This is a genomic window from Bradyrhizobium sp. 482_C4_N1_8, assembly GCF_052075965.1.
GTDB classification, from domain to species: Bacteria; Pseudomonadota; Alphaproteobacteria; order Rhizobiales; family Xanthobacteraceae; genus Bradyrhizobium; species Bradyrhizobium barranii.
The window spans coordinates 7,810,956-7,826,532 of the sequence record NZ_CP197231.1 but is presented as its reverse complement, the minus strand read 5'-3'; the positions used below and the strand labels follow the sequence as shown (position 1 = coordinate 7,826,532).

Below are 15,577 nucleotides of genomic sequence, written 5' to 3'. Positions count from 1 at the left end.
CCGGTCGTCAAGGGAAAATACGCCTATTCCTCGTCACTTCCGGGCGTTGGCCGCAGCATGAAATGGCCGAAAGCGGTAGCGATCGGCTTGTTCGCATCGTCCTGCCAGGCCCGCGCCTCGAAGGCGACGATACGCCGGCCCTGTTTCACGATCGAGACATTGGCGACGGTATCGAGGGCACGTCCGGAACGCAGATAGTTGACGGTGAGTCCGATCGGCTTGGGCAGCGCCGCGATGCCGAGCTCGCGCCTCACGCCGAGGATCGCGGAGGTCTCGAGGAAGGCACCGGTCATGCCGCCATGGATCGCGGGCAGGATCGGATTGCCGATGATCTGCGGCGAGAACGGCATCGTCAGCGTGCCGTCGTCATTGACGCGAATGCCGAGGCAGCGCGCGAACGGGCTGTTGGCGAACGGGCCGTCCGGATCGTCGGGCGCCTCCAGCGTCGGGATGCTGCGCGAATCCATCCTGCGGTCCGCGAGCATGTTGGTGCGGTTGGCGCCGATCATGAAGCAGGCGGTCGCGGTTGCGACCGGATCGTCCTCGGAGTCCTGATAGGCGGTGGAGCGCACGAAGGCGATCGAGCGCGTGGTGCGGTAGCAGACCGAATGCGCCTTGATGTCGAGGCCCGGCGTTGCCGGCTTCTGATAATCGATGCGCAGATCCAGGGTTGCGATCGCGCGCGTGCCGTCGAGCGCAAGTTGCACCGCCATGCCGCAGCTCTCGTCCAGCATCGCGGTGACGACGCCGCCATGCAGCACGCCGGTCTCGGTGTCGCCGACGAAGACCGGACGATAGGGCAGGCTGGACCAGGCCTCGGCGGGGGCGAAGCGGTCGAGCTGGAGCCCGCTGATATGGCCGTAGTCGGAGCGGCGGCCCTTGATCGCCTCGGCGAGTTCTTCGAACGGCAGCGTGGTGGGTGAAGTGGACATGACGACGTTCTAGACCAGTGTCGCTCGCCGCGCAAAACCCCGAAAGGGGCTCATCAGGCAGGTCCGCAGGCAGGTCTGTCTGGGCCGGTTTGGCCTCGACATGGTGTGCCGAAGCAACGATGGTGGGCGCTTCGTCCGTCGACTAGCCCCAAGGAGTGCCCATGGCCGACCCCGAAACACCCGCCACCAATCAGGGGCCCGTGACCATTTCGAGCTCCAGCTCGGAACGGGCACCGATCATCTATTTCGACGGCGCATCCTGCTTCGGACACCACAACGGCGCGATCCAGATCGAGCTCGCCGCGAACCTGCTGATGCCGGTCGGGGCCGCCGTCAGGGTCGACGTGGTCCAGACCGCGCACTTGCGTTGCAGCGTGGCCGCAGCGCTGGCGCTGCGCGAGGCGCTCGACAAGGCGCTGGCAATGTACAGGCAGGGGCAGCAACAGCCGGCGGAGGTGATCCCGACGGTGAAGAATTGAGATCGCGGGCGATCGCTTGTGAATGCGATCGCAATCTCTCAGCCCACATGCACCTTCGGCTTCTTGCCGCCGTTCCACTTGCCGTCGAGAGCGCGCTCGATCTGGGCGGCGAGTTGCAGGAGCAGGCCGTCATTGGCCTGCTTGGCGATGGCCTGGATGCCGAGCGGCAGGCCGTGGTCTTGCTCTGCCATCGGCATCGAGATCGCCGGCATGCCGCAGAGATTGGCCAGCGGCGTAAAGGCGAAGAAGCGCCAGAGATTGCCGAACCAGTCGAGGACGTCAGGGTTGTCGGAGATGGTGAGATATTCCCTGGTGCCGACCTTCGGCGTCGGCAACGCGGTGATCGGCGTCAGGATCACGTCCCACTGCTCGAAGAACGCGCCGAAGCCACGTGACGTGGTGTTGAACACGCCTTGCATCTTCGCCCGCTCGGCGAAGCTCGTGTGCCGACCGGCTTCCCAGATCCTGATGTTCATGGGCTCGATCAGATCTTCCGGCGGCTTTTCCAGCCCGCGTGCGGCGAGCATGTTGGAGATCACCACGGCAAAATTGCTGATGTAGCAGGTGGTCTGCGCCGCGAACGCGGCGCGGAAGTCGAGTTCGGGCAGCGCGTATTCGACGTGATGGCCGAGGCCTTCGAGGAAGCGGCCGGTTTTCTCCAGCTCGGCGGCGATCTCCGGCGTTGCGGTGTAGTCGCCCCAGGTGTGCGACAGCGCGATGCGAAGCTTTGACGGGTCGCGCTTGATCATCTCGGAATAGGGCTGCGCCGTCGTCCAGAATGGCATGAACTCGCCGGGCGCAGGTCCACGGGCATGATCGACGAAGGCAGCGGTGTCGCGCACCGAGCGCGATTGACAGCCCTGGATCGAGACGAGGCCGGTGAGATCGGACATGTGCGGCGCGAGCGAGAACACGCCGCGCGATACTTTCAAACCGATATTGCCGTTGACGCCGGCGGGAATGCGGATCGAGCCGCCGCCGTCGGTCGCATGCGCGATCGGGACGACGCCGGCCGCGACCATCGCCGCGCTGCCCGCGGACGAGCCGCAGGTGGTGTAGTCGGTATTCCAGGGATTGCGCGTCACGTAGACGGCGGGATTGTCGGCCGAGCTGCACACGCCGAATTCCGGCGTCGTCGTGCGTCCGATCAGGTTGAGGCCTGCCTGACGGAATTTACCGGTGAGAAACGTATCGGCCGCGGCGCGATTGCCGCGCATCAGCAGCGAGCCCATCTCCTGCAGCCGGCCCTTCATGGTCGGTCCGAGGTCCTTCATCAGGAAGGGCAGGCCGGCGAACGGGCCGGCAAGATTGGCGCCGTCCTTGGCCGGATCGGCGATCACGTCCTCGAACAGCTCGACCACGCCCGACAGTGCCGGATTGACCTTGGCGACGCCCGCAGCCGCCTGGCGCGCCAGCTCCTTCGCCGTCAGCTCGCCCTTGCGGACGCGCGCCGCCAGTCCGACGCCATCGTGCTGCGCCCATTCGTTCCAGCTCATCGGCAAAGTCATGAAGTCCAAATCCCCGTGGGTAGCGGCGTCACCTTTTTCGCAAGGGCCCGCGTGAATCAACTGAGCCGGCGCGAAGGGCAGGGTTGCGCCGGGCGGAGAGGTCGCAGCGTCATTAAGACAGCCGTGCGATCACCGCAACCGGGCCGCCGCCCGCCGGCCCCTGATGCTCGGCACCGCCGGAGACATAGACCGCGCCGGTGCCGGCGAGGCCGGCGATCAGGCCGCCGACGGCTGCGCGGGCATGGCGCGTCGAGCTGATGTCGGTATCCTCCAGCATGGTGTGGCGGAAGCCGCGCACTCTGCCATCAGGCGAGGCCTCGGCCTTGGCGAAGATATTGACGAGCTCGCGGCCCTCGGTGGCTAGCGGCGCGACGCCAAGGCCAACGCTTTTCAGCGCCGAAACCACCGCCGGGACATCGATCGCATCGTTCATCACGGCGTGGCCGATCTCGAACTCGCTCGCTGAAGACGCCGAGTTGCCGAGCACGATGATGACGTTGTGCATCAGCTCGATCCCTGACGAGGTGGACGCAACCGACGAGAACAGATCGTAGCGCCGCAGCACGTCGTCGTCGCTGATATCGGAAGCGATCTCGCCGAGCGCGACCGCGACCCCAAGCGCGGAGGCGCCGCGCGAATAGGCCATCGAGCTGTAGGCGCTGGTCGTGGCCGTCGTGTTGCCGCGCGCGTTTGCCGCTTCGACGCGGTCGCTGGTAAGCAGCGGGCATTTGATCTGCACGAAATGGACGTCGGCGGGATCGGTGATGCTGGCATCCGCCATCGCGGCAGTCACCGCCTTGGCCGTTTCCACGATCTGTGCGGAGCGGCCGATCTCTTCGGGGAGGAAGTCCCGCGTGTGCGCCATGCCGATGCTCAAGCGCTTGCCGGACATGCCTGCCGGGCGCTCAGCCTCGCGCCGCGTGAACACCGTGATATGCGGGCTGAGGACGCCTTCGGTGCCACCCGACATCACGAAGGCGATGCGCTGCTCGACCGCCTCTGGCGAAAGGCCGAGTTCTGGCGCCAGCGCGGTGCACAACGCAGCAACGGCATATTCCCGCGTAAAATCGTTGACGCCGCCATTGCCTTCGGTCTTGCCGAGGATGGCCAAAATCGTTGTCGGGTCGATCGCGCCGGAGCCGATCATGGCCATGAGGCCGGAGACGTCGCCGGGGCCGGTGGTGGCGACCCTGAAGACGCCGACCGATGCTGTCCGCATTGCAGTCCTCGTGTGGAGTTCGGTGGTCCGGCGGATGAACCAGCCGTGGAACGGACGCGCATGTCAAGGCACAAGCAGGGCGCAGGCACCCACGAATGTGGCGAGATCGCATCCGGTTCAACAAAAAAATCCTCTGTCGACGGTTGCGCGCCGCACCTTGATGAATCAACCTCGGTTGGTCCATAAGCGGCGTCCCGCTGCCGGTGGTTCGCCCCCGCGTCGCGTGCTTGATAGAGGGATTCTCGCGTGGCAAATATCAACCAGAAAATTGCGCAGGAGCTTGGGGTACGGGCGGAGCAGGTCGAGGCGACGGTGACGTTGCTCGACGGCGGCGCCACGGTTCCCTTCATCGCCCGCTACCGCAAGGAAGCGACCGGTGCGCTCGACGACGCGCAATTGCGCACCCTGGAGGAGCGCCTGGGCTATTTGCGCGAGCTCGAAGACCGCCGCAAGGCGATCCTCGAATCGGTCCGCGAGCAGGGCAAGCTCGATGCCGCGCTCGAAGCCTCCATTCTCGCCGCCGACAGCAAGGCGCGCCTCGAAGACATCTACCTGCCGTTCAAGCCGAAGCGCCGCACCAAGGCCGAGATCGCCAAGGAAGCCGGGCTCGAGCCGCTCGCCAATCAGCTGATGGCGGAGCCGGGCAACGATCCGAAGGTCGTGGCCGAAACCTTCATCAACGCCGAGAAGGGCGTGGCCGATGCCGCTGCCGCGCTCGATGGCGCCCGCGCCATCCTGGTCGAGCGCTTCGACGAGGACGCCGACCTGATCGGTGCTTTGCGCGAGGAGGTGTGGACCAACGCGCGCATGGCCTCCAAGGTGCGCGACGGCAAGAAGACCGAGGGCGAGAAGTTCGCCGATTATTTCGAGTTCTCCGAGCCGCTGACGAAGCTCCCGTCGCACCGCATCCTCGCGATGTTCCGCGGCGAGAAGGAAGAGGTCCTCGATCTCCAGATCCAGGCCGAAGCCGAAGCGTCGCCGCCGGGCGTGCCGAGCGCTTATGAATTGAAGATCATGAAGCGGTTCGGCATCGCCGACCTCAAGCGCGCCGGCGACCGCTGGCTGATCGACACCGTGCGCTGGGCCTGGCGCACCAAGATCCAGGTGCATCTCAACATCGACCTGCGCATGCGGCTGTGGAACGCCGCCGAGACCGAGGCCGTGCGCGTGTTCGCCTCCAATTTGCGCGACCTGCTGCTCGCGGCACCCGCCGGCACCCGCGTCACCATGGGGCTCGATCCCGGCTACCGCACCGGCGTCAAGGTCGCCGTCACCGACGCGACCGGCAAGGTGGTCGATACCGCCGTGATCTATCCGCACGAGCCGCAGCGGCAGTGGAACGAGGCGCTTGCGATCATCGGCAAGCTTGCGCTGAAGCATCGCGTCGAGCTGATCGCGATCGGCAACGGCACCGCCTCGCGCGAGACCGACAAGCTCGCAGGCGATCTCGTCAAGGGCCTGGCCGAGCTGAAGATGACCAAGATCGTGGTGTCGGAAGCCGGCGCGTCGGTCTATTCGGCCTCGGCCTTCGCCTCGGAGGAGTTGCCGGGTCTCGACGTCACCCTGCGCGGCGCGGTCTCGATCGCGCGGCGGCTCCAGGATCCGCTCGCCGAGCTCGTCAAGATCGAGCCCAAGGCAATCGGCGTCGGCCAGTATCAGCACGACCTCGGCCAGGCCAAGCTCGCCAAATCGCTCGATGCCGTGGTCGAAGACTGCGTGAACGCGGTCGGCGTCGACGTCAACACCGCCTCGGCGCCGCTGCTGGCCCGCGTGTCGGGCGTCGGCTCCGGCCTTGCCTCGAGCATCGTGGCACACCGCGACGCCAACGGCCCGTTCAAGTCGCGCAAGGCGCTCAAGGACGTGCCGCGGCTCGGGCCGAAGGCGTTCGAGCAGTGTGCCGGCTTCCTGCGCATCCTCGGCGGCGAAGATCCGCTCGACGCCTCCGGCGTGCATCCGGAAGCCTATCCCGTTGTGCGCCGGATTCTCAGCGCCACCAAGAGCGACATCAAGGCGCTGATCGGCAGCAGCGAGATCGTCCGCACATTGAAGCCGAAGGATTTCGTCGACGAGACCTTTGGTCTGCCGACCGTCACCGACATCCTGCGCGAGCTCGAGAAGCCCGGCCGCGACCCGCGTCCGGCGTTCAAGGCCGCGGTGTTCAAGGAGGGCGTCGAGGAGATCAAGCATCTCCAGAAAGGCATGATCCTCGAGGGGACCGTGACCAACGTTGCCGCCTTCGGCGCCTTCGTCGATATCGGCGTGCATCAGGACGGCCTGGTTCACATCTCGGCGATGTCCAGGAACTACATCAAGGATCCGCGCGAGGTGGTGAAGCCCGGCGACATCGTCAAGGTGAAAGTGCTGGACTTCGAAGTCGCCCGCAAGCGCATCTCGCTGACATTGCGCCTCGACGACGAGGTCGGCGCCAAGAAGGATGCGCCCGGCATGCAGCGGGACAACAGCTCGCGAAACCCCGCGCGCATGACGTCGTCGGCCCCGCGCAACCAGGAATCCTCCGGCGGCGGTGCCCTCGCGGAGGCCATGCGCCGGGCGGCCGAGAAGAACGGCGGCAAGCGGGCGTGATACTTTAACCTCTCCCCGCTCTTGCGGGGAGAGGTCGGATCGCGCTAGCGATCCGGGTGAGGCAAGGCATGCGGCTGACCAGATCAAAGGTCTCTCCGGCTCGTAACTTGACGGTGCACGGGACAAGCGTTGCGATCACTTTTTAGATCGCCTCGGCGGGACGCAGCCTCTCACCCCACCCTCTCCCCGTCAGAACGGGGTGAGGGAGCGAAAGAGCGTTCGTCCCTAACACCTGCGTCAGAATCTGGCGCGTTTGTAAGTTGAAGGTGCCTGTCCCTTCCTCTCATCTGATCCTCCTCGCGCGGCAGAAAGATCGCCGCGCAGCACGGAGGATGCTTCGATGGACAACAGGCTTCTCAAAGGCGTCACTGCGGTGACGCTCGCCGCAATGATGGCGCTCGCTTCACCTGTGCTTGCCCGTGGCGGCGGCGGCGGTGGCGGTGGCGGAGGCCACGGCGGTGGCGGCTTCGGCGGTGGCGGACATGGCGGCTTTGGCGGTGGTGGACACTTCGGTGGCGGCGGAATGCATGCGGGTGGCTTCGGCGGCGGTATGCACGTCGGCGGTATGGGTGGCGGCGGCATGCGATTTGGCGGCATCGGCGGTGCTCGTTTCGGTGGCGCCCGCTTCGTCGGCTCGCCAATGAATGCCCGCGCCGCCATCGGGCCGCGCTTTGCCGGTGCACCATTAGCGACCCGCGCCGCTTTCGGCCCGCGGTTTGCTGGCCCGGGCTGGCACGGCAGGCCGTTCATTGGCCGCCATGCCTTCTTCCACCGTCACCGCTTCAACCGGTTCGCTTTCGTCGGCGCGCCGTTCTTCTATGCCAACTATGCCAACTATTACGACGATGGTTGCTGGCGCAGGAGCTTGACGCCCTATGGATGGCAATGGGTCAATGTGTGCGGAGACTATTGGTAGTCGCATCGCGGTACCGCACCATTGTCGCGATCGCCACCGGGCGGTTCCGCTCAGCCCCGGAACGGGATAGTCTGGTGGCGATCGTCGCGCGGAGTTTTGCATGACCGGAGGTCACCGCCGCATTCTGGTCGTCGAGGACGATCCGGAAACCGCAGGCCAGCTCGTCGAGGAGCTCACCACCTCGGGCTACGACGTCGATCTTGCCGCGACGGGTCGTGAAGCCCTGAGCCACGGCGTCGCCCGCGACTATGCCGTGATCACCATCGACCGCATGCTGCCCGACATCGATGGCATCGCCGTGATGCGCCAGTTGCGCGACGACGGCATCGCCGCACCCTTCCTGATCATCTCCGCGCTCGGCGAGGTCGACGACCGCGTGCGCGGTTTGCGCGCCGGCGGCGATGACTATCTCGTCAAGCCGTTCTCCTTCGTCGAGCTGCTGGCGCGCCTCGAGGCGCTCGGCCGCCGCAGCGAGACCGTCGCCAAGGAAACCATCCTGCGGGTCGGCGATCTCGCCATCGACCTGATCGCGCGCAACGCCAGCCGGCGCGGCCGGAAAATTCCGCTGCTGCCGCGCGAGTTCCAGCTGCTCGAATATCTCGTCCGCAACGAAGGCCGCGTCGTCTCCCGGGCGATGCTGCTCCAGCATGTCTGGGATCTGCACTTCGATCCCTCCACCAACATCATCGACGTCTATGTCGGGCGGGTCCGCCGCAAGGTCGACGATGCCCAGGCCTATCCGCTGATCCATACGATCCGCGGCATCGGATATTGCATCCGTGCTCCTGGCTAAGACGCTCCGCTCCTCCACCTTCCGTCTGGCACTGATCGCGATCGCGGCGTTCGGCCTGATCGTCGCGGCGATCATGGCCTATGTCTATTTCGGCACGATCGCCTATGTGCAGGGCCGGGTCGGCGACGCCGGCGATCACAGCGGCTTCACCGCGATGATCGAGCTCGCGATGGTCGCCGTCGCCGTGCTGCTGGCCGTGCTGGCCGGGGTCGCGGCCGTGCTGGTGACGCGGCGCACGGTCGGACGGATCGAGGAGATCAATGCGACCAGTCGCGCCATCATGCTGTCGGGGCTCGACCGGCGCATTCCCTTGCGCGGCAGTCACGACGAGTGGGACCGCGTCGCCGAAAATCTCAACCAGATGCTCGACCGCATCGAGACGCTGATGGGCGAGGTCAAGCAGGTCAGCGACAACGTCGCCCACGATCTGCGCACGCCGCTGACACGCATGCGCGGCCGGCTGGAAAAGGCCTATCACACCCCGCGCAATGGCGAGGCCGATGCGACGCTGATTGGCGATACCATCGCCGATCTCGACGCCGTGCTCGGCATGTTCGCTTCCATCACCCGGATCTCGGAGATCGAGACCCGCGCCCGCCGGAGCGCGTTTCGCACGCTGAGCCTCACCGAGATTGCCGGCGAGGTCGTCGAGCTCTACGACGCCGCGGCCGAGCAGGTCGCGACCCGCCTCAGCCTTGACGGCGACCGCGAGGTTGCGATTACGGGGGACCGCGACCTGCTGTTCGACGCCATCGCCAATCTCGTCGACAACGCGATCAAGCACGGCCGCGCGGGCGGGCAGGTCACCGTGACCTGTCGCAGTGCCGGCGGCGGAGCGGTGATCGCGATCGCCGACGATGGTCCGGGCATTCCCACCGAAGAGCGCGATCACGTGTTCAAGCGCTTCTACCGGCTCGAACAGAGTCGTTACACGCCGGGCAACGGTCTGGGCTTGAGCCTGGTCGCGGCCGTTGCCGGTCTCCATGGCGCCGAGATTGCACTGCACGACAATGCGCCGGGCCTCACGGTCCGGCTCAGCTTCCCGGCGACACCAGCGCGATAGGAGCTGACGGCGTCATAGCTCGATCACGCCGCGGCGTGCCGCATGCGCGACCGCGTCGGTGCGGCCGGTGGCATCCAGCTTATCGAGCAGCGAACCGACGTGGAATTTGACCGTGTGCACGGAAATGCCGAGCTGGCGCGCGATCAGCTTGTTGGACGCGCCTTCCGCCATCAGCGCCAGGACATCGAGCTCGCGCTGCGTCAGCGCGATGTCGTCCGGCATGCTGCGCGGATCGCGGGCCATGACCGTCGCCGTGGCGGCCTCGCCGGGCGCGGCGAGCCGAAGCCCGGCGATGTTGCCGAGCAAGACCGCCAGGCGATCGGCGAGGGCGGGATCGTCGATCTCCAGGGCGAGCACGATCTCGGGCGCGTTGTCCTCGCTCACGCCTCCGGCCTCTCGCCGATCGTGACCTTGAAGCTGACTGGCTCGCCGCCGCGGCGCACCGCGACATCGACCACCGTGCCGACGCTCGCAGGTCCCAGCGTCCGCGACAGCGCACGCACGCCGGAGAGCTTCTGGCCGTTGACCGCCACGATGACGTCGCCCTGGCGGATGCCGGCCGCAGCCGAAGGACCGGCCTTGTCGACATTCATCACCATCGCACCGATGCCATCGTCGAGCCGCACCGGCTGGAGCCCGAGGCCGAGATATCCGCGGGCGATGCGACCGCGCGCCTCGAGCTGTGCCGCGACCCGCTCGATTGTCGCCGTCGGGATCACCAGGACCCGCCGCGGCCCGAGCACGGCCATGCCGAAGGCGTCGCCTGTTGCGTCGAGTGCGAGCCCGCCTTGCTGCGCGAAGCGCAGGCGCACGTCGAGCTCGATACGCGCATCGATGTCGCCGCCGCGCAAGGAGCGCCAGCTCTTGCCGGACAGTGATACCATGCCGAGCGCCGCGCTCGGCGCATCGCGATCGGTGGCGACGACGACCGACAGCGTGCCGAGGGGCGGAACGGTCGCGGCCAGCTTGACCGGCGCAAGACTGGCATCGGTGCGCAACAGCGCGATGTCGGTCGTATGGTCGCGGCCGACGATTGTGGCGGCAGCATTGCTGCCGTCGGGGAGGCTGATCTGGATATCGCCCTCGTCGGCCAGCGCTTCGTCGGCAGTGACGATCAAGCCGGGTTTCCAGACGAAGCCGGTGGCGCGGGAGCGATGCGAATGCACGGCGACGACGGACGGCGCGGTGCGCGCCACGACATCCGCGAGCGCGGACGAAAGGGACGACAGAGGAGTGGGGTCGGTCATGGAAGGCTCCTGTAGATTATCCTCAATCTGGGATGTCGCGGGCGATTGCGAAACTGGCCGGGTGGCCAGGACAGACGGGGCGGACCGGCCTCCGCAGGGCCGCGGCCGACGAACATGTGATTGGGACGCCTTCACGGGAACGTGTAGCAATCCAGGAATTGCACTGTACGACCTCCAGCGTTTCCAGCGAGCCCCGACCGATGACCGTCGACCTCACCCGCCGCACCCTGCTTCAACTCGCCGGTGCGACCTCGCTCGCGATGGCGGCCGCCGCCGCCGCTCGGGCCGAGGGCATGCCGCAAGGCGGCGGGCCGACCTATGCCAGCCGCACGCCGATGCGGGTGGGCATGGTGACGCTCCGGGTCAAGAACCTCGACAAGGTCGCGGACTACTATCGCGACGTGATCGGGCTCACCGTGATGGAGCGCTCCGCGACCGCCGCGACGCTCGGCACGGCCGGCATCACGCTGCTCGTGCTGGAAGCCCGTCCCGAGGCCGCGATCGAGCCGCGCAACGCCGCGGGCCTCTACCACACCGCCTTCTTGATGCCGTCGCGCAAAGATCTCGCGCGCTGGCTGGTGCACGCCGCCTCGCATCGCGTGAAGCTGTCGGGCTTTGCCGATCATCTCGTCAGTGAATCCGTCTATCTCGACGACCCCGAAGGCAACGGCATCGAGGTCTATGCCGACCGCGATCCCTCGCAATGGCAGTGGAGCGAGGGCAGCGTGAAGATGGCGAGCGACGAGCTCAACATCCCTGACCTCTTGTCGCTGACCAACACGCGCGTGGCAGACTACGCCAAGGCGCCGGACGGTCTGCGCGTCGGCCACATGCATCTGCGTGTCGGCGATCTCGCCGAGGCCGAACGGTTCTATCACGGCACGGTCGGCCTCGATCCGACCCGCCGCCGTGGCGGCGCCGCGTTCCTGTCGTCGGGCCGCTATCACCATCACCTCGGCATGAACGTCTGGCAGAGCCAGGGGGCCGGCCAACGTGACGATCAGACGACGGGGCTTGCCTGGTTCTCGCTGGTGATGGCGAAGCAGGACATTCTCGCCGCGCAGGAGGAACGCCTGCGCAAAGGCGGTGCGCAGGTCACAGCGCTCGCCAACGGTCTGGAGGCCGTCGATCCCTGGGGCACGCGGGTGCGCCTGATCAGGGTTTGATCGCTAGCGCGGGCATTGCTATGACCGGTCAGGCGCTAGCCAATTTTCCGGGGTTCAGCCTGACATGCCCGATTTTCACGGCGTCTTTCCCTATCTCGTTTCGCCCGTCGATGCCGATGGCACGGTGCGCACCGAAGTCCTCGGCAAGCTCTGCGACGATTTGATCGGCGCAGGCGTGCACGGGCTGACGCCGCTGGGTTCGACTGGCGAGTTCGCCTATCTCAATGCCGCGCAACGCACCGCGATCGTGCAGACCACCATCGAGGCCGCGAAGGGCCGCGTGCCGGTTGTGGCCGGCGTCGCCTCCACCGCGACGGCGGACGCAGTGGCGCAGGCGAGGGCCTATCAGAGGCTCGGCGCCAACGGCATCCTGGCGATCCTGGAAGCGTACTTTCCGCTCGCCGACGCCCAGGTCGAATCCTACTTCCGCAGCATCGCGGATGCCGTCGACATCCCCGTCGTCATCTACACCAATCCGCAATTCCAGCGCTCCGACCTCACCCTCGACATCATCGCGCGCCTCGCTGAACATCCGCGCATCGGCTACATCAAGGACGCCTCGACCAATACCGGCCGGCTGCTCTCGATCATGAACCGCTGCGGCGATGCCTTGCGCGTGTTCTCGGCTTCCGCCCATATCCCGGCGGCGGTGATGCTGATCGGCGGGCTCGGCTGGATGGCGGGACCGGCCTGCATCATCCCGCGCCAGAGCGTCGCGCTCTACGACCTCTGCAAGGCCGGCCGCTGGGACGAGGCCATGGCGCTCCAGCGCAGACTGTGGCGGATCAACGAGGCTTTCGCCCGCTTCAACCTCGCCGCCTGCATCAAGGCGGGCTTGGCGATCCAGGGCTACGACGTCGGCGATCCCGTCCCGCCGCAGGCCGCGCTGACCGTGGAGGCGCGCAAGGTCGTGGAAGCGGCGTTGAGGGAGCTTTCTCCGTAGCAGTGCCTTTGGGTGGGCAAAGCGTAGCGTGCCCACCATCCCGATCATCCGTTGAGAGATGGTGGGCACGGCGCAAGCGCGCCTTTGCCCACCCTACGGAATCGCGGATTTGCGAGACGGCATGCCGAAATCGTGGATATCCCGCCCAAAACCGCGGCTGGTATGCCTCCGATCGATCCGCTAAAAGGCTGCCCGCAGTTTCGAAAAGACCCTGAGGACCCCACGGAATGAACATTCTTCCCGGCAATTTGCGTTTCGGAGCGGGCCAGCCCGTCAAGCGTTTGGAAGACCAGCGGCTGCTCACCGGGAAGGGGCAGTTCATCGACGACAAGCCGGAGGAAGGCGCGCTGTGGTTGCATGTGCTGCGCTCGCCGCATGCCCACGCGAAGATCGTCTCGATCGACACCGGCGCTGCGGCATCGATGCCGGGCGTCACCGCGATCTACACCGGCGCTGACCTCGTCAAGGACGATATCGGCACCATTCCGACCCTGAGCATCTTCAAGCGCCCCGACGGCAAGCCGATGACGGTGCCGCCGCGCCGCCTGCTCGCCCATGAGATCGTCCGCTACGCCGGCGAAGCGATTGCGGCGGTGGTGGCCGCCTCTCGTGCGGAAGCGCAAAGCGCGGCCGAAGCGATCGTGATCGAATACGACGTGCAGCCCGCGGTGGTCGATCCTGTCGAGGCGGTCAAGCCCGGCGCGCCCGTGGTATGGCCCGAGGCGCCCGACAACATCGTCGGCGCGATGAGCTATGGCGATGCCGCCAAGGCGGACGAAGCGTTTGCCAAGGCTGCGCATACGGTCGAGCTCGACATCGTCAGCCAGCGTCTGGTGCCCTCCGCGATGGAGCCGCGCTCGACCATTGCCGAGATTGACAAGAAGACCGGCCGCCTCCTCCTGCATGTGCAGTCGCAGACGCCGGCCTCGACCCGCGACGTGCTGGCGGAAGCCGTGCTCAAGCGCCCCAAGGACAGCGTCCGCGTGCTGGTCGGCGACATCGGCGGCGGCTTTGGCCAGAAGACCAACCTCTATCCCGAGGATGGCATCGTCGCCTATGCCGCAACCAAGCTGAACAGGAAGATCCGCTGGCGCGGCGACCGCACCGACGAATTCGTCGGCGGCACCCATGGCCGCGATCTCACCTCGACGGCCTCCTTCGCGCTCGACGAGAAGGGCAAGGTGCTGGCCTATCGCGTCAAGTCGATCGGCTGCACCGGCGCGTACTCCTCGGGCGCGGCGAACATCATCCCTCTGGTGCTCGGGCCGTTCGTGCAGACCGGCGTCTACGATTTGCCGCTGGTGCATTTCGAGGTGCAGTCGGTGATGACCCACACCGCGCCGGTCGGCGCCTATCGCGGCGCGGGCCGGCCTGAAGCGGTGTTCATCGTCGAGCGTCTGTTCGACGCCGCCGCGCGAAAGATCGGCATGGATCCGCGTGCGATCCGTAAGGCGAACTACATCAAGCCGACGCAGCTGCCCTACACCAACGCTGCGGGCCAGGTTTACGATTCCGGCGCCTTCGCGCACATGCTCGATCGCGCCGTGAAGCTTGCGGATTGGGACGGCTTTGCCGCGCGCAAGAAGGCGGCGAAGAAGAAGGGCCTGCTCTACGGCCGCGGGCTCACGTCCTACATCGAATGGACCGGCGGCCGCGCCCACACCGAGAAGGTCAGCCTGCATGCGACGTCGCAGGGCCGCGTCGTGCTGCATTCCGGCACCATGGCGATGGGGCAGGGGCTGCAGACCACCTATACCCAGATGATCTCCGACACGCTCGGCATTGCCATGGACAAGATCGACGTCGTCCAGGGTGACACTGATCTTGCGATGGGCTTCGGCAGCGTCGGCTCGCGCTCGCTGTTCGTCGGCGGCACGGCCGTGGCAGTTTCCTCCAACGACCTGATTCAGAAGGCGCGCGAGAAGGCGGCCAACGTGCTCGAGACCTCGGTCGAGGATATCGAATATCAGGGCGGCATGCTCACCGTGGTCGGCACCGACCGCCGCATCAGCCTGTTCGATCTCGCCGAGAAGGAGGGCGGCGCCAAGCTCAGCGTCGATTCCGAAGGTGAGGTCGATGGCCCAAGCTGGCCGAACGGCACGCATATCTGCGAGGTCGAGATCGACCCGGAGACCGGCGTGTCCAAGGTCGTGCGCTACACCACCGTCGACGACGTCGGTGTCGCCGTGAACCCGATGCTGGTCACCGGCCAGATCCATGGCGGCGTCGCGCAGGGCATTGGACAAGCGCTGTACGAGGGCGTGTCCTACGATGAGGACGGCCAGCTCCTCACCGCGAGCTACCAGGACTATTGCATCCCCCGTGCTGACGACGTTCCGCCGATCGAGGTCACGCTCGACGACTCCGCGCCCTGCCGCACCAATCCGCTCGGCGCCAAGGGCTGCGGCGAATCCGGCGCCATCGGCGGCCCGCCCTGCGTCACCAACGGCGTGATGGACGCACTCGCCGAGCTCGGCATCACCCAGCTCAACACGCCGCTGACGCCGCAGAAGATCTGGAAGGCGATCCGGGACGCGAAGGTGGCGGGTTAGCGGAAGGCGTTGTTGCGCTAGCTGCCGCCTCATACCCAACTGTCGTCCCGGGGCGCGCAACGCGCGAACCCGGGACCCATAACCACAGGACGTTGTTTGACGAAGACTCGTGGTGACCAGCTCGCGCCATAACCTCACCCCGTGGTTATGGGTCCCGGATCTGCGCTTCGCTTCGC

At 66.6% G+C, this 15,577-nt stretch carries 13 protein-coding genes; 8 read left to right on the top strand and 5 right to left on the bottom strand.

Annotation, left to right across the window (positions count from 1 at the left end):
* Window positions 1-23: 23 nt before the first annotated feature.
* On the bottom strand, window positions 24-932 hold the full coding sequence (locus AB7Z56_RS37045) for a PaaI family thioesterase (protein WP_063985461.1): 909 nt from the start codon (window positions 930-932) through the stop codon (window positions 24-26).
* Between the two features lie 161 nt (window positions 933-1,093).
* On the opposite strand from AB7Z56_RS37045, the gene AB7Z56_RS37040 reads away from it, so the two are divergent.
* Entirely contained in the window at window positions 1,094-1,411 is a 318-nt protein-coding gene (locus AB7Z56_RS37040) for a hypothetical protein (protein ID WP_028151536.1), read from the top strand.
* Window positions 1,412-1,449: 38 nt separating this feature from the next.
* On the opposite strand, the gene AB7Z56_RS37035 is transcribed toward AB7Z56_RS37040, so the two are convergent.
* Together AB7Z56_RS37035 and AB7Z56_RS37030 are read right to left on the bottom strand one after the other, a co-directional pair.
* A complete protein-coding gene (locus AB7Z56_RS37035; protein ID WP_014492253.1) occupies window positions 1,450-2,919 on the bottom strand; it encodes an amidase in 1,470 nt (489 codons plus the stop codon).
* A 112-nt stretch (window positions 2,920-3,031) separates the two neighbouring features.
* Complete coding sequence (locus AB7Z56_RS37030) at window positions 3,032-4,138, bottom strand: ring-opening amidohydrolase (protein ID WP_166081270.1); 1,107 nt, start codon at window positions 4,136-4,138, stop codon at window positions 3,032-3,034.
* Between the two features lie 246 nt (window positions 4,139-4,384).
* On the opposite strand from AB7Z56_RS37030, the gene AB7Z56_RS37025 reads away from it, so the two are divergent.
* From AB7Z56_RS37025 to AB7Z56_RS37010, 4 genes are all read left to right on the top strand, one after another.
* Complete coding sequence (locus tag AB7Z56_RS37025; protein WP_231143621.1) at window positions 4,385-6,721, top strand: Tex family protein; 2,337 nt, start codon at window positions 4,385-4,387, stop codon at window positions 6,719-6,721.
* A gap of 340 nt (window positions 6,722-7,061) precedes the next feature.
* Window positions 7,062-7,637, top strand: a complete 576-nt coding sequence (locus AB7Z56_RS37020) for a hypothetical protein (protein ID WP_063985458.1) — start codon at window positions 7,062-7,064, stop codon at window positions 7,635-7,637.
* A gap of 100 nt (window positions 7,638-7,737) precedes the next feature.
* Complete coding sequence (locus AB7Z56_RS37015; protein WP_063985457.1) at window positions 7,738-8,430, top strand: response regulator transcription factor; 693 nt, start codon at window positions 7,738-7,740, stop codon at window positions 8,428-8,430.
* Complete coding sequence (locus tag AB7Z56_RS37010) at window positions 8,417-9,493, top strand: sensor histidine kinase (protein ID WP_063985456.1); 1,077 nt, start codon at window positions 8,417-8,419, stop codon at window positions 9,491-9,493. The genes AB7Z56_RS37015 and AB7Z56_RS37010 overlap by 14 nt, the downstream gene beginning before the upstream one ends.
* A gap of 12 nt (window positions 9,494-9,505) precedes the next feature.
* Here AB7Z56_RS37010 and AB7Z56_RS37005 read toward each other — a convergent pair whose 3' ends face one another.
* Complete coding sequence (locus tag AB7Z56_RS37005; protein WP_063985455.1) at window positions 9,506-9,877, bottom strand: response regulator transcription factor; 372 nt, start codon at window positions 9,875-9,877, stop codon at window positions 9,506-9,508.
* Window positions 9,874-10,740, bottom strand: a complete 867-nt coding sequence (locus AB7Z56_RS37000) for a S1C family serine protease (RefSeq protein ID WP_063985454.1) — start codon at window positions 10,738-10,740, stop codon at window positions 9,874-9,876. The genes AB7Z56_RS37005 and AB7Z56_RS37000 overlap by 4 nt, the downstream gene beginning before the upstream one ends.
* A gap of 200 nt (window positions 10,741-10,940) precedes the next feature.
* On the opposite strand from AB7Z56_RS37000, the gene AB7Z56_RS36995 reads away from it, so the two are divergent.
* From AB7Z56_RS36995 to AB7Z56_RS36985, 3 genes are all read left to right on the top strand, one after another.
* Entirely contained in the window at window positions 10,941-11,906 is a 966-nt protein-coding gene (locus tag AB7Z56_RS36995; protein WP_063985453.1) for a VOC family protein, read from the top strand.
* Between the two features lie 64 nt (window positions 11,907-11,970).
* Entirely contained in the window at window positions 11,971-12,849 is an 879-nt protein-coding gene (locus AB7Z56_RS36990; RefSeq protein WP_063985452.1) for a dihydrodipicolinate synthase family protein, read from the top strand.
* A gap of 227 nt (window positions 12,850-13,076) precedes the next feature.
* Entirely contained in the window at window positions 13,077-15,401 is a 2,325-nt protein-coding gene (locus AB7Z56_RS36985; RefSeq protein WP_063985451.1) for a xanthine dehydrogenase family protein molybdopterin-binding subunit, read from the top strand.
* Window positions 15,402-15,577: the final 176 nt, after the last annotated feature.

Excerpts from the sequence above, each read along its gene's own strand:
- AB7Z56_RS37045 (WP_063985461.1), bottom strand. The coding sequence starts at position 932 with ATGTCCACTTCACCCACCACGCTGCCGTTCGAAGAACTCGCCGAGGCG.
- AB7Z56_RS37040 (WP_028151536.1), top strand. The coding sequence starts at position 1,094 with ATGGCCGACCCCGAAACACCCGCCACCAATCAGGGGCCCGTGACCATT.
- AB7Z56_RS37035 (WP_014492253.1), bottom strand. The coding sequence starts at position 2,919 with ATGACTTTGCCGATGAGCTGGAACGAATGGGCGCAGCACGATGGCGTC.
- AB7Z56_RS37030 (WP_166081270.1), bottom strand. The coding sequence starts at position 4,138 with ATGCGGACAGCATCGGTCGGCGTCTTCAGGGTCGCCACCACCGGCCCC.
- AB7Z56_RS37020 (WP_063985458.1), top strand. The coding sequence starts at position 7,062 with ATGGACAACAGGCTTCTCAAAGGCGTCACTGCGGTGACGCTCGCCGCA.
- AB7Z56_RS37015 (WP_063985457.1), top strand. The coding sequence starts at position 7,738 with ATGACCGGAGGTCACCGCCGCATTCTGGTCGTCGAGGACGATCCGGAA.
- AB7Z56_RS37000 (WP_063985454.1), bottom strand. The coding sequence starts at position 10,740 with ATGACCGACCCCACTCCTCTGTCGTCCCTTTCGTCCGCGCTCGCGGAT.
- AB7Z56_RS36995 (WP_063985453.1), top strand. The coding sequence starts at position 10,941 with ATGACCGTCGACCTCACCCGCCGCACCCTGCTTCAACTCGCCGGTGCG.
- AB7Z56_RS36990 (WP_063985452.1), top strand. The coding sequence starts at position 11,971 with ATGCCCGATTTTCACGGCGTCTTTCCCTATCTCGTTTCGCCCGTCGAT.
- AB7Z56_RS36985 (WP_063985451.1), top strand. The coding sequence starts at position 13,077 with ATGAACATTCTTCCCGGCAATTTGCGTTTCGGAGCGGGCCAGCCCGTC.